General features: G+C 64.3%; 24 protein-coding genes. 10 read left to right on the top strand and 14 right to left on the bottom strand.

The genetic code is table 11. The features are described 5' to 3' along the window. Positions 1–69: 69 nt before the first annotated feature. The 4 genes from BLR35_RS03035 to coaBC all read right to left on the bottom strand — a co-directional run bounded on the left by BLR35_RS03035 (position 70) and on the right by coaBC (position 3,294). Positions 70–633 (bottom strand): DUF8054 domain-containing protein, encoded by a 564-nt coding sequence (locus BLR35_RS03035; protein WP_090377180.1) that lies wholly within the window; start codon positions 631–633, stop codon positions 70–72. Positions 634–774: 141 nt separating this feature from the next. Continuing rightward, positions 775–1,344, bottom strand: coding sequence for a hypoxanthine/guanine phosphoribosyltransferase (hpt, locus tag BLR35_RS03030; protein WP_090377177.1), 570 nt, complete (start codon positions 1,342–1,344; stop codon positions 775–777). A 54-nt stretch (positions 1,345–1,398) separates the two neighbouring features. Continuing rightward, a complete protein-coding gene (locus tag BLR35_RS03025; protein ID WP_394328352.1) occupies positions 1,399–1,995 on the bottom strand; it encodes a DUF7344 domain-containing protein in 597 nt (198 codons plus the stop codon). Between the two features lie 105 nt (positions 1,996–2,100). Next, positions 2,101–3,294, bottom strand: coding sequence for a bifunctional phosphopantothenoylcysteine decarboxylase/phosphopantothenate--cysteine ligase CoaBC (gene coaBC, locus BLR35_RS03020; RefSeq protein WP_090377170.1), 1,194 nt, complete (start codon positions 3,292–3,294; stop codon positions 2,101–2,103). A 177-nt stretch (positions 3,295–3,471) separates the two neighbouring features. Here coaBC and BLR35_RS03015 point away from each other — a divergent pair, with 177 nt between their 5' ends. Further along, positions 3,472–4,683 carry a sensor histidine kinase gene (locus tag BLR35_RS03015; RefSeq protein ID WP_090377167.1) on the top strand — a complete coding sequence of 404 codons (1,212 nt, stop codon included), beginning with the start codon at positions 3,472–3,474 and terminating at the stop codon, positions 4,681–4,683. A gap of 12 nt (positions 4,684–4,695) precedes the next feature. Here the strand turns inward: BLR35_RS03015 and BLR35_RS03010 are convergent, their stop codons facing one another. Further along, a complete protein-coding gene (locus BLR35_RS03010; protein WP_090377164.1) occupies positions 4,696–5,445 on the bottom strand; it encodes an NAD(P)/FAD-dependent oxidoreductase in 750 nt (249 codons plus the stop codon). A gap of 87 nt (positions 5,446–5,532) precedes the next feature. On the opposite strand from BLR35_RS03010, the gene BLR35_RS03005 reads away from it, so the two are divergent. Next, positions 5,533–6,078 (top strand): SRPBCC family protein, encoded by a 546-nt coding sequence (locus BLR35_RS03005; RefSeq protein ID WP_090377161.1) that lies wholly within the window; start codon positions 5,533–5,535, stop codon positions 6,076–6,078. A 6-nt stretch (positions 6,079–6,084) separates the two neighbouring features. Here BLR35_RS03005 and BLR35_RS03000 read toward each other — a convergent pair whose 3' ends face one another. After that, positions 6,085–7,152: a M42 family metallopeptidase gene (locus tag BLR35_RS03000; protein ID WP_090377158.1), complete on the bottom strand. Its 1,068-nt coding sequence runs from the start codon at positions 7,150–7,152 to the stop codon at positions 6,085–6,087. A 153-nt stretch (positions 7,153–7,305) separates the two neighbouring features. Here BLR35_RS03000 and BLR35_RS02995 point away from each other — a divergent pair, with 153 nt between their 5' ends. The 3 genes from BLR35_RS02995 to BLR35_RS02985 all read left to right on the top strand — a co-directional run bounded on the left by BLR35_RS02995 (position 7,306) and on the right by BLR35_RS02985 (position 9,815). Next, positions 7,306–8,478 (top strand): thiolase C-terminal domain-containing protein, encoded by a 1,173-nt coding sequence (locus BLR35_RS02995; RefSeq protein WP_090377156.1) that lies wholly within the window; start codon positions 7,306–7,308, stop codon positions 8,476–8,478. Further along, positions 8,475–8,861, top strand: a complete 387-nt coding sequence (locus BLR35_RS02990) for a Zn-ribbon domain-containing OB-fold protein (protein ID WP_090377153.1) — start codon at positions 8,475–8,477, stop codon at positions 8,859–8,861. Before BLR35_RS02995 ends, BLR35_RS02990 begins: the two co-directional genes overlap by 4 nt. Positions 8,862–8,960: 99 nt before the next feature. Beyond that, positions 8,961–9,815: an NAD+ synthase gene (locus BLR35_RS02985; RefSeq protein WP_090377149.1), complete on the top strand. Its 855-nt coding sequence runs from the start codon at positions 8,961–8,963 to the stop codon at positions 9,813–9,815. A 25-nt stretch (positions 9,816–9,840) separates the two neighbouring features. Here the strand turns inward: BLR35_RS02985 and BLR35_RS02980 are convergent, their stop codons facing one another. The 4 genes from BLR35_RS02980 to BLR35_RS02965 all read right to left on the bottom strand — a co-directional run bounded on the left by BLR35_RS02980 (position 9,841) and on the right by BLR35_RS02965 (position 12,916). Next, positions 9,841–10,782: an alpha/beta fold hydrolase gene (locus tag BLR35_RS02980; RefSeq protein ID WP_090377147.1), complete on the bottom strand. Its 942-nt coding sequence runs from the start codon at positions 10,780–10,782 to the stop codon at positions 9,841–9,843. Positions 10,783–10,859: 77 nt separating this feature from the next. Beyond that, entirely contained in the window at positions 10,860–11,315 is a 456-nt protein-coding gene (locus BLR35_RS02975; protein WP_090377144.1) for a hypothetical protein, read from the bottom strand. A gap of 87 nt (positions 11,316–11,402) precedes the next feature. After that, complete coding sequence (gene meaB / locus BLR35_RS02970; RefSeq protein WP_090377141.1) at positions 11,403–12,503, bottom strand: methylmalonyl Co-A mutase-associated GTPase MeaB; 1,101 nt, start codon at positions 12,501–12,503, stop codon at positions 11,403–11,405. Further along, positions 12,500–12,916, bottom strand: a complete 417-nt coding sequence (locus tag BLR35_RS02965; protein WP_090377137.1) for a cobalamin B12-binding domain-containing protein — start codon at positions 12,914–12,916, stop codon at positions 12,500–12,502. The genes meaB and BLR35_RS02965 overlap by 4 nt, the downstream gene beginning before the upstream one ends. Before the next feature lie 222 nt (positions 12,917–13,138). Between BLR35_RS02965 and BLR35_RS02960 the strand changes: the two genes are divergently transcribed. From BLR35_RS02960 to BLR35_RS02950, 3 genes are all read left to right on the top strand, one after another. Beyond that, on the top strand, positions 13,139–13,813 hold the full coding sequence (locus tag BLR35_RS02960) for an HD domain-containing protein (protein WP_090377135.1): 675 nt from the start codon (positions 13,139–13,141) through the stop codon (positions 13,811–13,813). An 86-nt stretch (positions 13,814–13,899) separates the two neighbouring features. Continuing rightward, positions 13,900–14,418 carry a DUF7332 family protein gene (locus tag BLR35_RS02955; RefSeq protein WP_090377132.1) on the top strand — a complete coding sequence of 173 codons (519 nt, stop codon included), beginning with the start codon at positions 13,900–13,902 and terminating at the stop codon, positions 14,416–14,418. A 47-nt stretch (positions 14,419–14,465) separates the two neighbouring features. Beyond that, positions 14,466–15,659, top strand: a complete 1,194-nt coding sequence (locus tag BLR35_RS02950) for a DUF7544 domain-containing protein (protein ID WP_090377129.1) — start codon at positions 14,466–14,468, stop codon at positions 15,657–15,659. Positions 15,660–15,682: 23 nt separating this feature from the next. On the opposite strand, the gene BLR35_RS02945 is transcribed toward BLR35_RS02950, so the two are convergent. Next, complete coding sequence (locus tag BLR35_RS02945; RefSeq protein WP_394328350.1) at positions 15,683–16,417, bottom strand: LysE family translocator; 735 nt, start codon at positions 16,415–16,417, stop codon at positions 15,683–15,685. A gap of 59 nt (positions 16,418–16,476) precedes the next feature. Here BLR35_RS02945 and BLR35_RS02940 point away from each other — a divergent pair, with 59 nt between their 5' ends. Next, positions 16,477–17,082 (top strand): TlpA family protein disulfide reductase, encoded by a 606-nt coding sequence (locus BLR35_RS02940; RefSeq protein ID WP_090377126.1) that lies wholly within the window; start codon positions 16,477–16,479, stop codon positions 17,080–17,082. An 8-nt stretch (positions 17,083–17,090) separates the two neighbouring features. Here the strand turns inward: BLR35_RS02940 and BLR35_RS02935 are convergent, their stop codons facing one another. Next, entirely contained in the window at positions 17,091–17,711 is a 621-nt protein-coding gene (locus tag BLR35_RS02935; protein ID WP_090377123.1) for a class I SAM-dependent methyltransferase, read from the bottom strand. Between the two features lie 145 nt (positions 17,712–17,856). Here BLR35_RS02935 and BLR35_RS02930 point away from each other — a divergent pair, with 145 nt between their 5' ends. Continuing rightward, positions 17,857–18,474: a TlpA family protein disulfide reductase gene (locus BLR35_RS02930; protein WP_090377120.1), complete on the top strand. Its 618-nt coding sequence runs from the start codon at positions 17,857–17,859 to the stop codon at positions 18,472–18,474. 1 nt (position 18,475) lies between these two features. Here the strand turns inward: BLR35_RS02930 and BLR35_RS02925 are convergent, their stop codons facing one another. Both BLR35_RS02925 and BLR35_RS02920 read right to left on the bottom strand, forming a co-directional pair. Beyond that, entirely contained in the window at positions 18,476–20,959 is a 2,484-nt protein-coding gene (locus BLR35_RS02925) for a DNA topoisomerase I (protein WP_090377117.1), read from the bottom strand. Positions 20,960–21,100: 141 nt separating this feature from the next. Next, on the bottom strand, positions 21,101–22,483 hold the full coding sequence (locus BLR35_RS02920) for a serine hydrolase (protein ID WP_090377114.1): 1,383 nt from the start codon (positions 22,481–22,483) through the stop codon (positions 21,101–21,103). Between the last annotated feature and the right edge of the window lie 16 nt (positions 22,484–22,499).

Below are 22,499 nucleotides of genomic sequence, written 5' to 3'. Positions count from 1 at the left end.
TGTACTCCGGCTGTCGAAACCAATCCAGGAAGTCGGAAACAGACATCTGCTGAACCAGAACGGATCTCGTTACGATTCCGCGATCGCGTCCGCCGAAAACTCCAGGAATCGACGATCACAGTCGTCACAGCCGACCGCAAAGACCGTCATATCCCCACAGCAGGACTCGACCGTCCTGTCGGTCGAGGAAATCGGACCCGAGCAGAACAGACACTCATCGAGGAACGACCGCAGCGACTGCAGCAGTCGGTATCGCTGTCGAACCGGAACGTCGTCCCACTGGTCGGTTTCCGCGCGCAGTTCCCGGTCCGTCGCGACGTCGAGCTGGAGTGCCCCCTCAGAGGGCCAGCTCCGGACCATGTAGTCCGTCTTGTAGGCCGTGTACGACCGGTCCGGGACGGAGACGTCCGATTCGTCGGCACCGAACATGGTCGCGATGTCGTCAGTATCGACGCCGTCGGCACGAACCTGCTCGAGTTGCTCCTCGAGTCGGTCGGCGAACTCGACGGTAAACTGGAGATTCTCGCCGTCTTCGGTCAGTTCGACGATGCCGAGATCGAGGAGGAACTCCTCGGGATCTACCGCGTTTTCCTGTCGATATTTGATGCGCTCGGCTGCCGATCCGTTAGACATACTCTCCCTATATTGGCTATTCGATAAAAAGATATTCGGTCGAAAGCGGTCGATGTCCAGCGCCGGATCCAGAAACGAGTCTCGTCGGCGAACCAATCGTTACAGTTCGGCAGCGGCAAACTCGAGCGGTCGAACGCGAGTTCAGTCGTCGCCGTGTTCGTCGACGATGACGACTTCGCCGTCGACGACGTCGACGTTGATCAGCGTCTTGACGTCGTAGCCGGCCTCGTCGACCTTGTTCTCGCCGCCTGCTTTCTTGATGACGGCGACGGTGTCGACGACCTCGGCACCGATTCCGTCGAGCGCGTCGAGCACGGCCGCGAGCGTCCCACCCGTCGAGAGGACGTCGTCGATGACGAGCACGCGCTCGCCCTCGCGGACGTCGTTGATGAACATCTCGTTCTCGGAGTAGCCAGTCTGCTGGGAGATTTCGACCTCGCCCTCGAGTCCGTACTCGCGCTTTCGGATGACCGTTACCGGGATGTCGGTCATCAGCGAGACCGCGGTGGAGATGTGAATCCCCATCGCTGCCGGCGTGACGATCCGGTCGACGTCCTCCAGGTCGGCCTTGCGGGTGATGCGGACGACGATCTCGCGGAGGAGATCGGACTCGAGTTTGGGGATACCGTCGCTGATCGGGTGGACGAAGTAATGATAGCCGTTTTTCTCGATAATCGGCGCCTCGAGGAGCGACTGCTTCAGTTGATCCATGTCGTGGGTCGGTTGGTATCGGAGTAAAAGTTGACGATACGTGTCGGTTCCGTGCTACTCGTCACCGTGACTCAGCTCCGGGGGCTGATCGCCGTGGCCGAGTCGCATGTTGCGCTCGTAGTAAATGTGACCGACTGCGGTTACGGTGAGCGTCACGGCGATGATTCCAGCCCAGGTGGTCGACGAAAGGAGCGTCAGCGGATAGATACCGACCCACAGCGCGGCGACGAGCGCACAGCTTACCGCACCGAGCGAGAGATACAGTTCCCGCCACGCGAACTCCCGTCCCGGGACGATCTCGAGGTAGACGCTGATGTCTCGGGTTCGAGCAGTCGGTTCGACGACGCCGTGATCCGAATCGAACGTGAGGATTCCGGCCTCGTCCATCTTCGGGAGATGCGTCTGCTGGAGCGTCGTGTACACCCGCTTTCGCTGTTCGGGAGTGACGCTCTCGAGGGAGGTATCGTACTCCCAGGCGGCGATCTGCTGGGCGAGATCGCCGAGTTCGACGGGGCGGTCGTCCCGTTTCAGGAAGTGGAGGACGTATCGTCGCCGCTGGTTTCGAAGCAACTCGAAGACGTCGCCCTTCGAGAGGGGAGCGGTGCTTCTGTCGTCCATCTGGGTTCGCTGGTGCTGGGCCACCACGATCACCTCGCCGTACTGACAAAGTACCTACCTGATTTCGGGAGTATCTCCATTAATTCGTGGGTTGTACGCCTTCTATATAATACTCCTGCCACGCGAGTCAACGACGCGTTACGGAGCGAGTATCGCGGCGATCGACTCGGCGATTTCGCCGCCGAGTCCTGCCTTCGTCCCCTCGAACCGTGCTGCGTCTTCGGCGTGGACGAGCAGCGCCCTCGTCTCGTCTGCCCCCATCACGCTCGCGTCGTTTGCGACGACGAAGGCGAGGCCGGTTCGCTCGAGCGTCGCACGGGCCTGCTCGATCATCGCCGTCTCGTCGCCGGAGGTCTCGGTCTTGAAGCCGACGATCGGCAGGTCGGGCCGCTCGTCACGAATCTCGTCGATGAGTTTCGACGTCGGCTCGAGTTCGAGCGTTCGCTCCTGGCCCGACCGAAGTTTCTCGGCGCGTTCCTCGGTGGTATAGTCGCCGATCGCGGCCGCCGAGACGAGCGTGTCTGCACCGTCACAGGCCTCCCGGGTCGCCTCGAGCATCTCCGCGGCGGTTTCGACCTGCCGGACGTCCGCGTAGGGGACGTCGCCCCGCTCCGGATCGGACGCGAGCGGCCGTGGACCGACGACGCCGTGAACCAGCGTCACGTCGGCCCCGCGCACGTAGCAGGCCCTCGCAACGGCGCGTCCCATCTTCCCCGACGAGCGGTTCGTGAGCACGCGGACGGGATCGATCGATTCGGCGGTCGCGCCACTCGTGACGACGACGTGATCGCCCTCGAGCGGGCGCTCTCCCGCTGCGCGGGCGACGTCGCAGACGATCGCTTCCTCGCTCGCGATCTTGGCTTTGCCTTCCTCGATGCGCGGATCGACGAACTCGACGCCCCACTCGGAGACGGTGTCGATGGCCTCGAGGACGCCGGGGTGGTCGTACATCGGTTCGTGCATCGCGGGTGCGATCACAACCGGCGTGTCAGCACCCAGCGCGGTCGTCGCACAGGTCGTCACCGGCGTGTCGTCGACGGCGGCGGCGATCTTGCCGACGGTGTTTGCGGTCGCCGGCGCGATCAGGAAGACGTCGGCCCAGCCGTCGTAGCCACAGAGGTCGACGTGTTCGACCTCGCCCGTGATCTCGGTGACGACGTCGTTGTCGGTCGCGAACTCGACTGCCCACGGGTGGACGATACCCTGTGCGCTGTCGGTCATCACGCCCCGCACTTCGGCACCCCGGCGTCGCAACTCGTGGGCCAGTTCGACCGTCTTCACGGCCGCGATCGATCCCGTCACCCCGAGCGCGACGTTGACTCCCTCGAGCATTCGTCTCGTATTCTCACTCGAGACGTGTTAAGTATAGCGAGCGATCGGTACGGTCGGGTGCCGCCTCTACTTACGCCACCTACAAACTGTACGAAACGCCCGCCACATCCCCTGACACGTAAGAAGAGAGAACGATCGGCTACAGCCTCATATACTGATCGGGCCTACAGAGACGAAATGGTCCAGCGATCGCACTACATCTACGCCCTCGGTGTGCTATTCGTCCTCATTGCCGGCGGACAGTTCGCCCTCAAAGTTGCCGACGGTGGACCGCTTCTCGAGGCGGCGATCGACTTCGTTCTGGTCGGCTTCCCAGGGGTCTTGCTCCTCTACGTCGGCCGGTGGCTCACGAGTACGACGCTCGATCCCGGCCTCTATCCCCGGATCGCGCTGTGGTGTCTCGGCGGCGTCGGCGTGATGTTCGTCTTTATCATCCTGCGAGCGGTCCACCCCGGCGTCTCGACGCCGTTTTCCTTCGGGACGAGAGCTATCGCGCTCTCGATCGGATCGGTCGCGGGACTCGGGATCGGAATCCACGAAGCGCGCGCCCTCACCCGCGAACGGGAGGTCAGCGAGAAGAACGAGAACCTGAAACGAGTCCGTCGAGAGCTCGAGCACCGCAACGACGAACTGGATCGGACGCGCGAACAACTCGAGCGGGCGAACCGGCGGTTACACGAATCGAACGAGCAACTCGAGCAGTTCGCATACGCCGCCTCCCACGACCTCCGAGAGCCGCTCCGGATGGTGACGATGTACCTGACGCTGCTGGAGAACCGATACGCCGAGGAACTCGACGAGGACGCCGAGGAATTCCTCGAATTCGCCGTCGACGGCGCGACCCGAATGCAGACCATGATCGACGACCTGCTGCAGTACTCGCGAATCGACACGCAGGGAGAACCGTTCGAACCCGTCGACCTCGGAGAGGTGCTCGAGGACGTCCTCGACGACCTCCAGGTGTTGATCGACGAGACCGACGCGGAGATCACTGTCACGGACCACCCTGTCGTCGTAGGCGACGAGAGCCAGTTGCGACAACTGATTCAGAACCTGCTCGCGAACGCGATCGAGTACTGCGGCGACGAACCGCCCCGAGTTCGAATCGGCGCCGAGCGACGCGACGACGAGTGGGTCGTCTCGGTTTCCGACGACGGGATCGGTATCGATCCCGACGATCAGGATCGGATCTTCGAGATTTTCCAGCGACTCCACTCGGTCGACGAACACGCCGGCTCCGGGATCGGGCTGGCGCTGTGCCAACGGATCGTCGAACGACACGACGGCGAGATCTGGGTCGACTCGGCTCCCGGCGAGGGATCGACGTTCTCGTTTACCGTCCCACCTACCGACGTACTCTCTTCGTCGGACGCCGCGATAGAACAGTAGTCGACTTCTGGTTCAGTCCTCGTCTTCCGCGACGCTCGGGTGCATCGTCGGCCGTTCGTCCAGCGGTTCCTCGAACGCCTCGAGCAGCCGTTCCCTCGCTCGATCGTCGCGTTCGCGGCGTTCCTCGTCGTCGATTTCCTCGCAGGCAGGCGGCACCTCTCGGCCGCGGCCGGTGAAGTAGCCCTCGGGCGCGACCCAGTCGTGATAGAAGTTCGCGTCGGAGTCGTGGATGACCGCGAGGCCGACTTTCGCCCCGTGGCCAGCCGCGACGATGGTCTGGTGGGGTTCGCCGGCGATCCGGCCTGCCGCGTAGATGCCGTCGACAGCCGTTCGGCCACCCTCGTCGACCGAAATCATGTACTTGCTCCCGCGCTGGATCCGGCCGACGTCCAGCGGAACGAGGTACTCGCTGTCCGGCCAGGAGGCTGCGATCACTCGCCGTGTCTCGAGCGAGTCGCCGTCTTCGGTCTCGAGGACGAATCCCTCCTCGAGGTCGTCCTCGTCGACCGGTTCGACGCCAGTGACGCGTCCTTCGTGGAACGTCGCGCCTGCGTTGTCGGCCTGTTCGCGGACCAGTCGCAGGTACTGTCGGGCGTCGACGCCGAGCGGGAATCCGGGGTAGTTCTCGAGGCTGGCGTTTCGGGCGAGGATCGATTCGTCGTCGTCACCATCTACGACGAGCGTGTCCAGGCCCGCTCGAGCGGTGAAAATCGAGGCGGCGAGTCCGGCGACGCCGCCACCGACGATACAGACGTCTCTCATGTCACGGCGTTTGCCGTAGCGACTATAGAACCTGGCGACTCGAGATCCGAGAGTAACCCTTACTTTCGATCACGGCATAGGCAGGGTGTGGACAGAATTCTCCTCAGTACCGTCGTTTACCGCCCGCCCGAGGAGGTCTTTCCGTACGTGCGGTCGTTTACCGAGTACCCCCGTTACACCGAACACCTGAAAGACGTCGACGTCCACGGCGACGGCGACGTCGGCTCGATTTACGATCTGCGACTCGCCTGGTGGAAACTCAGCTACACCGCCCGGTCGAAAGTCGTCGACATCTCGCCGCCGGAATCGCTCGAGTGGCGACTGGTCAAGGACATCGACGCCCGCGGCGAGTGGCGCGTCGAACCGGAACCCGACGCGATTCCCGACGGCGGTGCGGTCGACGACGAGGTCGAGACCGCGAGCCGGATCTACTTCGAGGCGGTCTACGACCCATACTCCGCCGACAAGAGCGCCATCTCGCTTCCACGATTCGTCTCACTGGATCGAGTCGTCAAGAAGGTCGAACCGCGACTCCTCGGCGAAGCCGAGACCGTCGTCAAGCGACTGGTCATGGACATCGAAGGCCGATCACAGCCGCGTGACGTCGAGTTGACAGTTCACGAGATGCCCTGACGCGAGCTACAGCGTGTACTCGTGGGAGCCGTCCTCGCTCGCAAGGAACGCCTCGAGCAGATCGATCGTCGCCGCCACGTCGTCGACGTGGGCCGTCTCGGTGACCGTGTGGAGATAGCGCGTCGGGATCGAGATCGCACCGACGGGTTTCGCGCCCGCGGTGTTCTGGAACCCGGCCGTGTCGGTACCGCCCGCGGGAAGGATCTCGAGCTGATAATCGATCTCTTCGTCGTCGGCGACCGACTGCATGCGTTTGTGGACCTTCGGGCTCGTGATCACGCTCGAGTCCTTGAGCTTGATCGCCGTCCCCTCGCCGAGCTGGGTGACGTGTTCGCCGGCGTCGAAGCCGGGAACGTCGTTGGCGACGGTGACGTCCAGTGCGATCGCGAGGTCGGGATCGACGTCGACGCCGAGCGCCTGTGCACCCCGGAGACCGACTTCTTCCTGAACGGTCGCACAGAAGTGGATCGTCGCGTCAGGGTCCTCGATCCGGCGGGCCGCCTCGAGCATCGCGAACAGGCAGACGCGGTCGTCGAGGGCCTTACCCGTGACCGTCTCGCCGACCAGTTCGGTCGTCTGATCCATCGTCACGAGGTCGCCACGCGAGACGCGGTCCTCGAGTTCCTCGTATGGGAGGCCGACGTCGACGAAGACGTCCTCGACCTTGGGGGTCTTCTCGCGGTCTTTTTCGTCTAAGGTGTGCGGCGGCGGCGAGCCGATGACGCCCGGCAGGTCGCCGTCGTCGGTGTGAATGGTCACTCGCTGGGCCTTGAGAACGCGGGCGTCCCAGCCGCCAAGGGCGTCGAGTTCGAGGAACCCGCCGCTGTCCTCGTCGCCGGCGACGTGACGGACCATAAAGCCGATTTCGTCCATATGAGCCGCAACTGCGACCGAATGATCGCTGGAACCTTCGAGCGTGCCGACGACGTTGCCCATCGCGTCGGTCTCGACGCTGTCGACGGTCTCCTCGAGTTCATCGACGACGAGTTCGCGGACGCGGTCCTCGTAGCCCGGTACGCCGCTCGTCTCTGTCAGTTCGCGGAGCAGGTCGAAGTCGAACGGAGTGGCAGTCATGTGTGATCGTGTGTAACTCCCACATATAAGTGCGCGGAAACGCGGTGACCGTCGAAACCGCCCGACGATGGAAGGTGGTTCGTCGATAAACGCACGTCGACGGTTGCGATATTAACCACGGGGTATTAACGGGTCCGGCGGTTACATCCGTGTATGAGCCACGTGCGCGTTGCAGGGACGGGGTTGACCTCGTTCGGAAACACCCCGGAACGGACGAGCCGAGACCTCTTCGCCGAGGCGACGATCGAGGCGTTCGAGGACAGCGGCGTTTCTCGAGACGACGTCGACGCCGTCCTCTACGGCAACTTCATGGGCGAACTGTCCGAACATCAGGGCCATCAAGGACCGCTGATGGCCGAAGCAGCGGGCGTGCAGGCACCTGCGACGCGCTACGAGTCGGCGTGTGCCTCGAGCGGGACAGCCATTCGGGACGCTGTCATGCGGATTCGAAACGGCGAGGACGACGTCGTGCTGGTCGGCGGCGCCGAGCGGATGACCAATCTGGGTACGGCGGGCGCGACCGAGGCACTCGCCATCGCCGCGGACGACCTCTGGGAAGTCCGTGCTGGAACGACGTTCCCCGGCGCCTACGCGTTGATGGCACAGGCCTACTTCGACCGGTTCGGCGGCGAACGCGAGGACCTCGCACACATCGCGGTCAAGAACCACGAGAACGCCCTCTCGAACGAGAAGGCCCAGTACCAGAGCGCGATCGAAGTCGAAGACGCTCTCGAGGCACCGACGGTCTCCGCGCCACTCGGACTGTACGATTCCTGTCCGCTCTCGGACGGTGCGGCCGCGCTCGTCCTCACGAGCGAGTCCTACGCCGAGAAACACGATCTCGAGGCACCCGTCGCGATCACGGGCACCGGGCAGGGCGGCGACCGGATGGCGCTACACGACCGCGATCACCTCGCGCGGTCCCCGGCCGCTCGCGAGGCCGGCGAAGAAGCCTACGCCGACGCCGGCGTCGACGCGGACGAGGTCGACCTCGCCGAGGTCCACGACTGCTTTACGATCGCCGAAGTGCTCGCACTCGAGGCGCTCGACATCGAACAGGTCGGCGAGGGAATCTCGGCCGCTCGAGACGGCCGGACGACCGCGGACGGCGAGACGCCGGTCAACCTCTCGGGTGGGCTGAAGGCGAAGGGCCACCCCGTCGGCGCCACCGGCGCCTCTCAGATCGCAGAGGTCACGAAACTGCTCGCGGGCGACCATCCCAACAGCGCCCACGTCTCCGACGCGACGACCGGCATTGCCCACAACGCGGGTGGCACGGTCGCCAGTGCGACGGTTCACGTGCTCGAGGAGGTGGGTCAACCATGAGCGACGACGTCCAGGACGCCGGCTTCGACGACTGGTTAGACGCCGCCGAGGACGGCGAGGCGTACTACCTCGAGTGCCCCGACGGTCACGGCTCCCTGCCGCCACGACGAGTCTGTCCGGAGTGTGGCGCGACCGACCTCGAGGAAACGTCGCTTCCCGAGACGGGCGAGATAGCGACGTTTACCGTCACGCACGTCCCCACGCCCGCTTTCGAGGAGGACGCGCCGTACGCGACGGCGATCGCCGACTTCGGAGCGGTTCGACTGACCGGACAAGTCGTCGAGATCGACCTCGAGGCGGTCGAAAACGGGTTGACGGTCGAAATTTCGATTACCGTCTCGGAAACGACCGGCGAGCGGGTCGTTGAATTCAGTCCGGCCTGATCGGATCACCGTACGACGACCGCGGGTCGTTCACCGAAACCGACGGATTCCGAAAGCACATCCCTTTTCCGTCGCACTGGCCCTAACCCGGGCGTTCGCATGGCGAACCTCTACGCCCAGACACGAGCAGAGATCGATCCGGTAAACCTCCAGTTTTCGGAAGCAGAGATCGAGACACAGGTCGATCATCTCACGACCTTCATCCGCGATCGCGTCGAGGCAGCGGACGCCGACGGCGTCGAGATCGCGCTCTCGGGTGGGATCGACAGTACGGCGGTCGCGTACCTCGCCGTCGAAAGTCTCGGTGCCGACGCCGTCCACGGGCTGATCCTTCCCAAGGCCGTCAACGAGGACGAGAACATGAGCGACGCGGAACGCGTCGCCGAAGACCTCGGCATCGAGTACGACGTAATCGGGATCGACTCGGCCGTCGACCGGTTGCTCGCCGACGTCGACGCCAGCGACGACAACGAGTCCGAAGATCGCTGGGGAGGCCGGTACGTCGGGAACACCAGCGCTCGAGTGCGCATGACGATCACCTATCTCGTCGCTGGCCGCGAGAACAGACTCGTCCTCGGGACCGGGAACCGCGCGGAACTCGCGACGGGCTACGTGACGAAGTACGGCGACGGTGGCGTCGACTGTAATCCGCTCGGCAACCTCTACAAACAGCAGGTTCGGCAGGTCGCCGCCCACCTCGGCGTCCCCGAATCACTCGTCCAGAAGACGCCGACCGGCGGCATGGTCGACTACGAAACCGATGAGGAAGAACTCGGCGTCGACTACGATACGCTCGATGCGATCCTCGCGCTCTATATCGACGGCAACCTGCCCGCGTCGGTCGTTGCGCGTCTTACCGATACGAGCGTCGAGGTCGTCGAACACGTCGAGACGCTCCACGAAGAGAGCGAACACAAACGAACGCCGCCGGCAACGCCCGAGCCGTTGTTCTGACGGGTTGCTAACGAGAGTGGCGAGCCTATTCGTGATCGATTCCGGCGTGTAACAGTTCCGCAGTCAGGTACTCGACGAACTTCTCCGGATGCTCGGCGTGGGGCAACAGCGTCGAGTAATCGATGACGACCAGTTCCAGGTCCGCGGCATCGGCGAGGTCTCGTCCTTTCCGGAGCGGAACGAGTTCGGCGTCTCGACCCCAGACGAGCGTCGTCGGCGTCTCGAGGGCGGCCAGTTCGGTCGCCAGGTCGAACTCCGGATCGAGCGTCCCGGACGCGAAGGAGGCGGGCGCATACCGCGCGCCCGGCTGGTGGGCGCTGTCCCAGGCGTAGGCGACCTCCTCGTCGTCGATCCGATCGGCGTCGTAGTAGCCGTCCCGATCGTAGAAGTACCGGATAGAGGGCCTGCTCGAGAGCAGGTTGAACAGCGTCGTGCCGACGACCGGCGTCCGCAGGAGGGTACGCAGCCACGGTCGCTCCGGGGCGGTCTCTTCGGTCGGACAGATCAGAACGAGGTGGTCGAACTCGGTCTCGTCGGCGGCGTCGACGGCGAACGTGCCGGTTAGCGACGACGCGACGACGATCGGTTCGTCGCTCACATTCTCCGAGAAGTCTCGAAGGAACTCGGCGTACAGCGTCGGCGAGTAGACCAGCGGCGGCCGCTCCGAACGGCCGAAACCGGGGAGGTCGACCGCGATAACGCGGTAGTCTTCGGCCAGTTGCTCGAAGATCGGCTCGAACTCGTGGCTGCTCGCCCCCGCGTAGACCCCGTGACAGAGCAGTAGTTCGGGATCGTTCGGGTCGCCGGCGACGGTGTAGGTCGTCTCGATTCCCCGCCATCGGTAGGTGCGTTCGATACCGGGCAGCGGGTTGTCGAGATCCCCTGCACGTTTGGTGAGCAGCCGGTTCCCGACGACGGCTGCACCGACGGTGCCGATTGCTGTGCCGAGAACTGTTCGGGCTTTCATACGCAGCGGTATCACGGCGATTGTCTTAGAACTGCGGTTGCCCTGCAATCGCTGAGCGATCACAGTGTGCTGGACCCTCATTCGGGAGTCCGATCCGGTTCGTGCTCGTAGGCACGACGGATTACGCCACCGAGGAGCCCACCGACCGTCGTGAGCAAGACGAGCACCACACCCAGCGCGACGAGAACTGCAAGTGTGGCGATGATCGCCATCCCAGCACTGGCCGTCGGCGGTGACGCGTTCGCTGCCCACCAGAGAAAACTACCGACCATCGCGGCGGTGACGAACACGCCACCGACAGCCCCAGACAGTGTACTGCCGATGAAATTCGCCGGCGAGAGCGCTCCAGTCACCATCCCGCCAGCGAGTGGCGACCAGAGGACGATCCAGCCGCTCGCGTCGGCGGCAACCAGTACAAGCGCCGTCCCAACCGTCACGACACAGCCGATACCGATGGCGGCGGTTCCCTTGCAGAAATATCTGACCGGTGCTTCCGACTCTGCTGTCACCGCCCCGTCGCCCCAGTCAGCCATACGAATCGGTTATCGACCCTACCTATATCAAGGCAACTACCATGACAGTAGACCGAACGGTTCCGGCAGAGCCTGCCGCTCGAGTCGCTACTCCCCCGTCTCGAGTTCCTCGAGACACTCCTCGACGGGTGTCAGCAGATCGCCCGCGATCGAGTACGGGTCGGTGTCGCCGGTCCGAACGTCTTCCGCGAGATCGTCGATCCCGCCGGCGCGCTCGAGTTCGTCCTCGAGCAGGCCGTGGACGTCCTCTCGCAGGAGCGTCCGGATCTCCTCGGCGTAGCGCTTTCGGGCCATCTCCGCGCGGGTGCCGGAGTCGACGAGGTAGGTCTGGTGGGACTCGAGTTCGTCGATGAACTCCTCGACGCCCTCGCTTCGGGTGGCGACGGTTTCGACGATCGGCGGGACCCAGTCGTCGGCATCGTTGCCGTCGTCAGTATCGCCGCCGTCCCAGTCGGCGTGTGCCTCGTCGTCCGGATGATCTTCCAGCATCGCCATCGAGTCGGCACCGTGGTGGCCGCCGGCCATACTGACGCTGTCTCCGGCACCCATAGCGACCATGTCCCGTAGTTCGTGGACGGTCCGGTCGGCACCGTCCCGATCGGCCTTGTTGACGACGAAGACGTCGGCGATCTCTAAGATCCCGGCTTTCAGCGTCTGGATGTCGTCGCCCGATCCCGGCGGGACGAGTACGGCGACGGTGTCGGCGGTACGAACGATGTCGATTTCGTTCTGTCCGGCCCCGACGGTCTCGATGATGATCTTGTCCTTGCCGAAGGCGTCCATCGCCTTGACTGCGTCCGCGGTCGCCGTCGAGAGCCCACCCAGCGTGCCCCGGGCGCTCATCGAGCGGACGAAGACGTCCATGTCGCCGATAGTCGATCCCATCCGAATGCGGTCGCCGAGCACTGCGCCGCCCGAAAAGGGCGAGGAGGGGTCGATCGCGATGATCCCGACCGTCTCGCCGCGCTCGCGGTAGGTCTCGGCGAGTTTGTCGACCAGCGTCGACTTCCCCGCACCGGGGCTGCCCGTAATCCCGATGACGTCGGCGTCTCCCGTATGTGCGTACAGTTCCGAGACGAGGTCGCGGTAGCCCGGCGATCGGTCCTCGATCTTCGAGATGACCCGAGCCAGCGCGCGGTGTTTCCCCTCGAGGAGGTCCTCGAGCAGTCGTTCGTCGTCGGCGTTCATCGCTCGGGTGCGTTTTCGCGGACGAACTCGACGGTCTCTTCGATCGACGTCCCGGGGCCGAAGATGGCGGCGACGCCCTCGTCTTTGAGTTCCGGCCGGTCCTCTTCGGGGATTACGCCGCCGACGAGGACGAGCGTGTCCTCTGCGGCGTCGTACTCCCGGAGGCCGTCCATGACCTTCGGGACGAGCGTGTCGTGAGCGCCCGAGAGGATGGAGATGCCGAGGACGTCGACGTCTTCCTGGACCGCTGCCTGGACGATGTCTTCCGGTGCCTTGTGGAGGCCGGAGTAGATCACTTCGAAGCCAGCGTCACGGAACGCCCGCGAGATGACGTGTGCCCCGCGGTCGTGACCGTCGAGGCCGACCTTGGCGACGAGACACCGGATCGACTTCCCTTCCTGTTCGCTACTCATACGCGAACGTTCCCGGGCCGCATGTTTGACTTTAACGGAAGTTGGTGCACGTTGGGGCGACGATCTGCAGCCAAAACTACCGTATCCCGAGTAAACGACGGAATACCTTCACAGTCTGTGAGGGTCTTCGGTCGCGTCACTAGTCCGAACCAAAGGCTAAAGAGCGAAACTACCGAACATTCTGTCAATGACTATCGTTCGTCTATTGCGGAGGGATCTCTCGTGGGCGTCGAAATAAAAGAAAACAGGGTGTCCGACGCGGAGTTCGAGGAGATGAAGGGGTTCGTCTTCGAGTACCTCGCGGCCAGCGTCGAGAAAGAGGAGGAAGGTGGTCGCATGCGCTGGTACCCCTGGCACTCCGCCGAGTACCGGCACAACCACATCCTCAACGTAGTCGAACTCTCCGAAGAGATCGCTCGCAAAGAGGGTGCCGACGTCGACGTCACCCGCGTCGCCGCCCTCTTTCACGACGTGGCCAAACTCGAGACCGATCAGGAACTCCACGCCGAGGCGGGCGCTCGCGTCGCCCGCGAGTACCTCGAGTCTCGTGCGGACTACCCCGAATCGTTCATCAAACAGGTGTGTCGCGCCATCGAACACCACTCCTATCAGGGCGACCTGACCGACCTCGCACTCGAGACGCAGTGTCTCATCGAGGCCGACCTGCTCGACAAGGTCGGCGCGAACGGCACCGCGCTCATGCTGTTGCGGATGGGCTACGAAGCCCGGACCCACATGGACGCCGACGAGATGGTCGATCGCGTCCTCGAGCGCGGCTACGACGCGGCCTCCCGCGTCGAGAGCGATACCGCCGAGAGCATCGCCCACCAGCGCCTCAAGCGCGTGAAGTGGTTCCGGGAGTGGCTCGAGGACGAGATCGCAGCGCTCGGCGACTGACAGACGTTTTCACGCCATCGATCACGATCCCGGCGGTCCCGGTTCAGTCGGCACGTTCTTGATACTGCAAGAGAATGTCTCGAGCGATGAGACGCGTCCGTCGACCGGCTACCGCGGTAGCGGTCGTCCTCGTTTGCCTCGCGGTCCTCGCAGTCGCTCCCGCCGTCGGGATCGCCGAGGCCGAGCAGCGGACCGATCGCATGACCGAAACTGATTCGACGGCCGACGGGAACTGCCTGAGCGCCGGTGGCACCGCGTTCACGATCGGGTCGGACGACAGTGCCACGATCTGGGTCCGCCTACACGTCAGCGCCCTCACTGACTCGGGCGGGTCGTTCGGTGCCGAACTCGTCGGTTCGACCGCCGACGCCCAGATCATCGAAATCGTTGCAGGCGTCAAATACGTCGCCGACGGCATCGGCGAGTTCGTCGACGGCCCACTCGAGTCCTTCGCCGTCGTCACCGGCTACGAGTTCCAGTTACCGATGTTCGACGACCTCGAGTCGGCCGGCCTCGAGGAGGATCATCCGCCACACTTCGACGAGGAGGATCCCAGTGCTGGCGAGGATCTGCTTGACGGACCGTTCGAACACATCGAGTGTTGAACGGGACCAGAACAATTTAGTACGTTAGTTTATATTTTTGCGCCAAGATGTACGCAGCCGCTAACCTCGCTGACGCCCTCTCCGTAACCCGACGCTATCTCGGCGAAATCGGTTTCGTCGGCTGGCTCAAGATCGCACTCGTCCTCCTCTTTATGGGTGGATTCGGCAGCCTCTGGAACGTTTTCAACGTCTTCCCCGAAACGGCGACCGTAGCCGACGCGACGACGGACGAACTCTGGGGAATACTCCTCGTCGGTGCACTCGTTCTCGCACTCGTTCTCGCAATCGTTCTCGCGTTCGCGTATCTGGCGGCGCTTCTCGAGTTCGTCTTCGTCGAGTCGCTTCGATCCGAGGCGGTCCACGTTCGGCAGTACATGCGGGAGAACCTCCGACACGCGCTGTGGCTGTTGTTGTTTCGTATCGGGCTGTTCCTCGCAGCGGTGGCAGCAGTCGTCGCTCTCGTCGTCGTCGTGGTCGTTTTCGGCGACTTCCCGGAACCCAGTGGGATGCCGGACAGCTACTTTTTCGGCATACTCGCGTTCGTGGCCCTCGCCGCGATTGCCTGGTGGTTCGTCGACCTCCTGACGTCGGCTTTCGTCGTTCCGATCATGCTCCTCGAGGACTGTGGGCCGATCAGCGGGTGGATCCAGTTCGCGCGAACGATCCCATCGAACCCGGCAGGCTACCTCGGGTTCGTCGCCGCCGCGTGGACGATCGGAGTCACGCTCTGGTTCCTGTTCGCGATCATCGGTTTCGTCGTCACGTTCGTCGGATTGATACTATTCGTTATGCTAACAATTGGACTCGAGATGATCGCCCCTTCCCTCGTCGTCGTCGCGTTCGCACTACTGTTCGTCGCGTACCTCTGTTACGCGTACGTCCTCTCGCTGCTCGAGACGCCGGTCCGATCGTACGTTCGGTACTACGCGCTGTTGATTCTCGGAGACACCGACGGCGACCTCGACCTGATCCCCGAACAGCGCGCAGCGGTTCGAGCGGACGGTGGCTCGAGTCGTCGAGCCAGTGACGGTCGTATCGAGGAAGAACGCCGTCCGCGCAATTACGGGCAGGAAACGGACTCGACGGCTCGAGACGAACCCACTGATCACTGGACGGACGAAGACGAGAACGACCGCGACGGAGACCACTGGACGGACACCGGCGATGACGACTCGAGCAGTGACAGTGACGACTGGATGACGGACGCCAGCGACGACGAGAAAGACGGCGACGACGAGTAACGACGGAACGCGCGTTCCAGTTTTCAGAGCAGTTGAGCCGCCCCCATCACGAGAAAGAGCGCGCCGAATCCTGCAAGCACCGCAGCACTGAGCGCGGCGATGACCGGCGCGAGCGCGTCGACGCGCCGACCTGCCGAGGACAGCGCCGCAGGATAGACGACGATCCAGACCGCGATTCCGCCGAAGAAACCGAGCAACAGCGCCGGCGATCCGGTCTCGACCAGCAGACTCCCCGCGAGCACCTCGCCGACGCCGGGAACGTGTGCGAACACGTCGAGGGTGCCCGACTCGAGCAGGCCGACGCCGACGGTGAGCCAGAAGCCGATCTGGTAGGGGTTGGTCAGCGAGAGCGCGAACGTCTTCCGGAACCCCTTCGAGTCGACCTCGCCGCCGTCGGTGAACGACGTAGCGGCTCTCGCCTCTTCGATCGCGCCGACTGCGAAGTACAGCATGAGGAGACCACCGGCGAGATAGAGCGCGGGTCGAACCGCTGGATAGCGGTCGATCACTGCGACGACGCCGAGCAGCGTCAGCACGAAAAAGAGGACGTCGGCGAGCATCGCCCCGAGTCCCGCCCAGAAGCCTGCAGACCAGCCACGGACGACGCTCTCCTCGGCGATGATGGCGTTCATCGGCCCTGGCGGCGCAGCAAGCGCCAGTCCGAAGACGACCCCCGCGAGTGTCGTAGTGAGTAGCGTCACGTCGGTCTCGAGTCGGCAGCGGGCGGGCAAAAGGGTAGTGGCTCGAATCCGACCCATCGGTTCTTTGTCGTTTCGGCCCGAGGACGTGATATGTGCTCGAGAGGCCGGGTTCCGATATGAACCGCCGCGAACTCGTCAGCGTCGTCGGCGGACTGGTCGCCAGCACTGGCTGTCTGGACCGTGCGACGACCGACGAGAGCGATGGCGACGACGGACGCCCGGACAGCGACGAGGCAATCGGCGCGGCGACCGAACCGCCGTTCGAGGTACACACCGTCGACGCGCCCGGAAGCGACGCTGGCACGATCACCGTCCCTCCTTCGGAGCCGGTCGCAGTCGTCAACTTCACGAGAACCAGATGCCCGACCAGTTCCGGGCTCCTCGAGACCGTTGACGCGGCACGGCAGCAACTCGCAGACGAGTACGACGTCGGCGAGGACGGCACTGTTCGGTTCCTGTCGGTGACCGACGGAACGCAGGGCCCCAATCCGACCGACGACGAACTCGCCGACTGGTGGCGCGAACACGACGGCGAGTGGACGATCGGTACCGACGAAGCCGGAGCCCTCAACGACTACTACGACGTCGTCGGGTTTCCCACGACTGTGGTGATCGACGACGAGGGCGAGGTCCACTGGCGAGAGCGGGGCACCGTGGGCGACGGAACGATCGTCTCGAACGTCGAGCGCGCCCTCGAGGAGTCGGCCGGCGACGATTCGTAACGTCCGAACTACGACGGATCGTCGAACGCGGCTTCGTTCGGATACGACTGGTTCCCGCCGTGTGAGTTGCGCGCCACGAGCGTCACGACCGCTGCCGTGCCACCGATGACCTCGCGTCGCCGTTCCTCGTAGGAGAGGACGGTCAGATCCAGACACGCCCGCAACAGATCGTTCGACCGGTACCGGAACCGGTCGCTCGAGGGGCCGACGTCGATCTCGTCGCTCGAGCGGAGGTGATGTTCGTAGACGAGGACGCCGCCCGGCGCGAGCGCCTCCTTGAGCGCCGGCAGGGACTCGAGCGCGGCGAAGAAACTCACCGTGATCACGTCGTACTCGTCCTCGAACTCGTACTCCGCGAGGTCGGCACGGATCCAGTCGACCTCGACGCCACGGTCGTCGGCCCGTCGACGGGCACGCTCGAGAGCCTCGTCAGCGACGTCGATTGCGTCGACGTCGTAGCCGCGCTCGGCGAGAAAGACGGCGTTCCGGCCACTCCCGGTCGCGACGTCGAGCGCACGACCGTCCGGGAGCGTATCGATCCGGCGCTCGAGTGTGGGAATCGGCTCCTCGGGGAGGTCGAAGTCCGGATCGCTGTACTTCTCGTTCCAGCGGGTGCGATCGTCGGTCACGGTCTCGAGAACGGACGGGCGGCTCTTGTAGGTTGGTAGGCGTGACTCGTTGGAGCAGGTCGCGAACAGGCCGTTTGACCCGTGATTATTTTCCCGTCGCGATCGAAGGTTCGATAATGGCGCTGCGACTCGAGGTGACGGACCAGTGAATCGCCGCGAACTCGTCGCCGGCGTCGCGAGTCTTGGTGTACTCGGCGGCGGACTCGTCGCGTTGCAGCGTGGCGTGCCGTTCCAGGACGGCGACTCCGCAGGAGCGGAAAATACCGACGAAGAGGAGGGTGACGACGACGGCCCGATCGAGATCGAGACGATCGAGGCCCGTGGCAGCGAGGCCGGCACCCTGGACGTTCCAAACGACGGCATTACCTTCGTTACGTTCTTCTCGCCCGTCTGTCACCGCTGTCGGTCGCTGATGCCGAATCTCGTCGAGGCCCAGGAACGCCTCGCGGACGAGGACGGACTGACTCGCGTCTCGGTCACGACACAGCAGTCGCCCGAACAGCTTCGTGACTGGTGGGAAGAACACGACGGCCACTGGACGCTCGCACACGACGACGACCGGACGCTCTCCGACGAGTACGAGGTCGTCTCCCACCCCGTCCTCCTCGCAATCGACCCCGACGGGATCGTCCGCTGGGAGGACGAGGGCGTCCTCGAGGCCGATCGCATCGTACGACGCGTCGAATCGGTGCTGGAAGAGCACCTCGAGAACGACGTGGAAACCGACGACGAAGAAACGAACGACGGAAACGAAACCGATTGATTCAGGCCTCTGCCTGCCAGTTGCGGATGCGGTCGGCAGAGACGCCCTCGACGTCTTCGGCGACCGCGTCCGGATCTGCGTCGGTCAGGTCGTCGATGTCCTCGATACCGGCAGCCGCGAGTTTCTCGACCGTCTTCGCGCCGATACCGTCCAGTGCCTCGAGGTCGGATCCACTCTCGCTCTCTCGAGCCTGGAACTCCTGGTAGTTACAGATCGGACAGCCCAGTTCCCAGGGCTCGTCGCCGCTGTGGATGACGAGTTCGGGAAGGTCGTGTTCCTCACAGTGGTCGTCGGTGACTTCGATATCGCCGCGCCGTGGCAGCGGCAGCGAGTACTCGCAGTCGGGGTAGCGCGTACAGCCGACGAGTCGGGAGCCGCTCTGGAGAGTCTTGACAGCGAGTTCGCCGTCGTGTTCCTCGCCGCACTCGGGACAGTCGCCCAGGATCGGTCCCTCGCCCGCGTCTTCGGACTTGCAGAGCGGACAGCCGTGGACGAACGTCTGTCGGCCGGCGAGCATCTTGACCTCGTTCAGCTCGTGGTCCTCACACTCCTGATCGAGGATTAGCGGCTTGCCCGTCGATGGCAGCGGCAGCGTAAACTCACAGTCAGGGTAGCCGTCACAGCCGACGAAATAGGAGCCGTGGCGACTGCTGCGGACCAACAGATCCTCGCCACACTCGGGACACGGCCCCAGTCGCTTGTCGTCCTTGAGCGACTTCCGCAGATGGTCGCCGATCTCGTCGCGCGAATCGGCGAGGTTCGCGAAAATCTCCTCCAGCATCTCGCGGGACTCGTCGGTAACGTCCTCGAGCGTCGCCTCGCCGGAAGCGATGGCGTCCATGTCCGCTTCGAGTTGAGCCGTCATCTCCTCGCTGACGACGCGGTCGGCGTAGTTCTCGGCGGCGTCGACGACCGCCATCGCGAGTTTCGTCGGGCGCGGCGGATCGCTCTCGATGTATCCCCTATCGTATAATTTCTCCAAAGTGTTATGTCGAGTACTTTTTGTTCCAAGCCCCTGATCCTCCATGGTTTCAATGAGCCGCGACTGGCCGTACCTGCGGGGTGGCTGGGTCTCTTTTGCCTCGAGTTCGACTTCGGTCAGTCCCAGCTCTTCGCCTTCGTCGACGTCGGGGACGTAGTTTTCGGCGGTGCTGAAGTACGGGTAGACGTCGTGGTAGCCGGGTTCGACGAGCCGTTTGCCGTTTGCCTTCAGGCGGTAGTCGTCGACCTCGGCGACGACCTTGAGGTGTTCCCAGACGGCGGCCTCGGCGACCGTCGCGTAGAACCGGCGGACGACGAGTTCGTAGATCTCCCACTCGTCGTCGCTGACGTCGCCGCCGCGGGCGGGAATCTCGCCGGTCGGGTGGATCGGCGGGTGGTCGGTCGTCTCCTCGTCGCCGCGGGTCGGCTCGATCTCGTCGGCCTCGAGCAACTCCTCGGCGGACTCGCCGAGCGTCGGGTGGCCGACGAACTCGTCGAGCAGTTCGTCGGGCTCGAGGTCGTCGGGGTAGACGGTGTTGTCCGTCCGCGGGTAGGTGATGTAGCCGGCGGTGTAGAGGTCCTCGGCGATCGACATTGCCCGCTGTGCGGAGTAACCGAGCGCGCCGGCCGCGCGGATGAACTGGGTCGTGTTGAAGGGCGTCGGCGGCGCGTCGGTGCGGGTCCGGCGGTTGACGTCGACGACGGTCGCGCTGTCGCGACTCGAGAGCGTGTCGTAGACCTCATCGGCGGTCGATTCCTCCCAGACGCGTTCGGCCTCGTTGTCGTCCTCGTCGCGGTAGAAGTACTGGGCCTCGAACGTCGTCTCGTCTTTCGTCAGATCGCCGTACAGCTCCCAGTAGTCCTCGGGATCGAACGCCTGGATCTCGCGCTCGCGGTCGACGATCAACTTCAGCGTCGGCGACTGGACCCGGCCGACGGAGATGAAGTCGTTCCCGAGCTGGCCCGCAGAGAGGGAGAGAAACCGGGTCAGTGCGGCCCCCCAGACGAGGTCGATGATCTGTCGGGCTTCGCCCGCGGCTGCGAGGTCGAAGTCGAGGTCTTCGGGTTCGTCGAAGGCGTTCTGGACCTCGTTTTCCGTAATAGAGGAGAACCGGACGCGCCGGATCGGGACCTCCTCGTTGACGTCGCGGACGATCTCGTAGGCCTCCTTGCCGATGAGTTCGCCCTCGCGGTCGTAGTCGGTCGCGATCGTGACCGTATTCGCCTTGCGCGAGAGGATCCGTAGCGTCGCGACGATGTTCTCTTTCGTCGCGGTCTTCTCGACGTCTGCATCGATCAACTCGACGGGTTCGACGTCCCGCCAGTCCGAGTACTCCGACGGGAAGTCGACACCGACGACGTGGCCCGACAGCCCCACGCAGCGCTTGCCGCCCCACTCGTAGACGTTGACGCCGTTCTCGCGGCTCGAGTCGAACGTGCCGCCGCTCAAAATGTCGGCGATCCGCCGGGCTGCGTTGTCCTTCTCCGTAATAATCAGTTCCACGGCGGATCACCTCCGTTCCAGGTCGCCGACTCCGGCAGACGAGTGTCGCTCATGGTCGCTCGCTACGATGGAGAATCTGATAACCCTTTCGCAGAAAAACCGGGCGACAGCGCGGGTGTGCGTGCGTTGCGCGCGTGACGGCTACTGCTGGTGGAGCCGCCAGCGATCGACGTACAGACTCGGGTCGTCGCCGTCGCGTTCGAACGTGACCGGCTGTCGGTTCCCGGCCATCGTCGGCGCGTAGAACTCGCCGGCCTCGAGATCCACGGGAACCAACGGCGTCCACGATCCCTCCTCGATGGGGCCGCCAACGCGCAAGCGGAGCGTTCCGCCTTCGACCTGCACCTCGGCTTCCTTGATCCCGCGGTAGGTCTCGTACTCGCCTGCCAGTTCCTCGAGTCGTCGCCTGCGAGCGAAGAAGGGGATCTCCTGTGGCTCCTCGCCGACGAGCGCCGCGAAGACGCCTTTCCCGAGTTCGGCGAGGCCATAGCCCGGCGAGCCGTTCGCCAGCAGCGCGATACCGAGGTCTTCTCCCGGTGCGAAGCCGGCGTAGGCAGTCGAGACGACGATCGAACCGCCGTGACCGATCAGTTCTCGTCCCGCGACCTCGCGGGTGCGCCAGCCGTAGCCGTACGGACCTGAAGGCGTCTCTGCGTATTCGCCGTAACACTGCTCGAGCGGCTCAGTTCCGACCAGCCGCCGTTCCTCCCCGTCGGCAGCGACGCCCTCGTTGAGGTGGAGTCGAAGGTACTTCGCGAGATCCGTCACGGGCGCGAGCACGCCGCCAGCGGCCGCGCTCTGTTCCCGGATCGGGAGCGCGGCGGGCTCGATGTCGGCGTCACCGTCGTCTTCCTCGTCACCGCGGAAGTACGGCGTCATCCGATCCGCGAACGACTCGAAGACGTCGCCGTCGTAGGTCGACCGGTCCATCCCCAGCGGCTCGAGGATCTCGCTCGTGACGTAGTCGGTGTACGACTGTCCCGTGACCGCCTCGATCACCTCGCCGACCAGCGTGTAGCCGGTGTTGCAGTACATCCAGCGGTCGCCAGGATCGCCGGCGATCTCGTCGCGTGCGCCCTCGAGGTGAGCGCGGACGTCCGCGAGCGACCCCAGGGGGACGCCGGCTTCACCGACCTCGAGCTGGCGGGCGATCAGCGCCTCGCTGACCGCGAGCGACGGGTAGCCGGAGGTGTGACTGAGCAGGTGGTGGATGGTCACGTCGTCGGGGACGTCGATCTCGAGGTGGTCGGTGACGTGATCGTCGTAGTCGAGGGTGCCGTCGTCGACTAGCTGGGCCGTCGCGAGCGCGGCGAAGGACTTCGAGACCGAGCCGATCCCGTAGACGGTCTCGGGCGTCGCTGGCTCGTTCGACGCGAGGTCCCGCGAGCCGTATCCCCGAGCATAGACGGTTTCGTCGCCGTCGGTGACCGCGAGACTCAGTCCCGGAAGGCCGTCTTCGTGAAGTCGGTCGCGCAGGAACGAATCGATCCGGTCGATCGTCGTCGACTCGAGGGCGTCGGACATAGTGAGTCGGTCCCAC

This window comes from Natronobacterium texcoconense (assembly GCF_900104065.1).
GTDB classification, from domain to species: domain Archaea; phylum Halobacteriota; class Halobacteria; order Halobacteriales; family Natrialbaceae; genus Natronobacterium; species Natronobacterium texcoconense.
The sequence above is the reverse complement of the archived record's forward strand: the minus strand, read 5'-3'. Positions and strand labels throughout refer to the sequence as shown.

Excerpts from the sequence above, each read along its gene's own strand:
- BLR35_RS02965 (WP_090377137.1), bottom strand. The coding sequence starts at position 12,916 with ATGAGTAGCGAACAGGAAGGGAAGTCGATCCGGTGTCTCGTCGCCAAG.
- BLR35_RS03010 (WP_090377164.1), bottom strand. The coding sequence starts at position 5,445 with ATGAGAGACGTCTGTATCGTCGGTGGCGGCGTCGCCGGACTCGCCGCC.
- BLR35_RS02950 (WP_090377129.1), top strand. The coding sequence starts at position 14,466 with ATGTACGCAGCCGCTAACCTCGCTGACGCCCTCTCCGTAACCCGACGC.
- BLR35_RS02955 (WP_090377132.1), top strand. The coding sequence starts at position 13,900 with ATGAGACGCGTCCGTCGACCGGCTACCGCGGTAGCGGTCGTCCTCGTT.
- BLR35_RS02940 (WP_090377126.1), top strand. The coding sequence starts at position 16,477 with ATGAACCGCCGCGAACTCGTCAGCGTCGTCGGCGGACTGGTCGCCAGC.
- BLR35_RS03015 (WP_090377167.1), top strand. The coding sequence starts at position 3,472 with ATGGTCCAGCGATCGCACTACATCTACGCCCTCGGTGTGCTATTCGTC.
- BLR35_RS03000 (WP_090377158.1), bottom strand. The coding sequence starts at position 7,152 with ATGACTGCCACTCCGTTCGACTTCGACCTGCTCCGCGAACTGACAGAG.
- BLR35_RS02920 (WP_090377114.1), bottom strand. The coding sequence starts at position 22,483 with ATGTCCGACGCCCTCGAGTCGACGACGATCGACCGGATCGATTCGTTC.
- hpt (WP_090377177.1), bottom strand. The coding sequence starts at position 1,344 with ATGGATCAACTGAAGCAGTCGCTCCTCGAGGCGCCGATTATCGAGAAA.
- BLR35_RS02980 (WP_090377147.1), bottom strand. The coding sequence starts at position 10,782 with ATGAAAGCCCGAACAGTTCTCGGCACAGCAATCGGCACCGTCGGTGCA.
- meaB (WP_090377141.1), bottom strand. The coding sequence starts at position 12,503 with ATGAACGCCGACGACGAACGACTGCTCGAGGACCTCCTCGAGGGGAAA.
- BLR35_RS02990 (WP_090377153.1), top strand. The coding sequence starts at position 8,475 with ATGAGCGACGACGTCCAGGACGCCGGCTTCGACGACTGGTTAGACGCC.
- BLR35_RS02975 (WP_090377144.1), bottom strand. The coding sequence starts at position 11,315 with ATGGCTGACTGGGGCGACGGGGCGGTGACAGCAGAGTCGGAAGCACCG.
- BLR35_RS02995 (WP_090377156.1), top strand. The coding sequence starts at position 7,306 with ATGAGCCACGTGCGCGTTGCAGGGACGGGGTTGACCTCGTTCGGAAAC.
- coaBC (WP_090377170.1), bottom strand. The coding sequence starts at position 3,294 with ATGCTCGAGGGAGTCAACGTCGCGCTCGGGGTGACGGGATCGATCGCG.
- BLR35_RS02945 (WP_394328350.1), bottom strand. The coding sequence starts at position 16,417 with ATGGGTCGGATTCGAGCCACTACCCTTTTGCCCGCCCGCTGCCGACTC.
- BLR35_RS03035 (WP_090377180.1), bottom strand. The coding sequence starts at position 633 with ATGTCTAACGGATCGGCAGCCGAGCGCATCAAATATCGACAGGAAAAC.
- BLR35_RS02985 (WP_090377149.1), top strand. The coding sequence starts at position 8,961 with ATGGCGAACCTCTACGCCCAGACACGAGCAGAGATCGATCCGGTAAAC.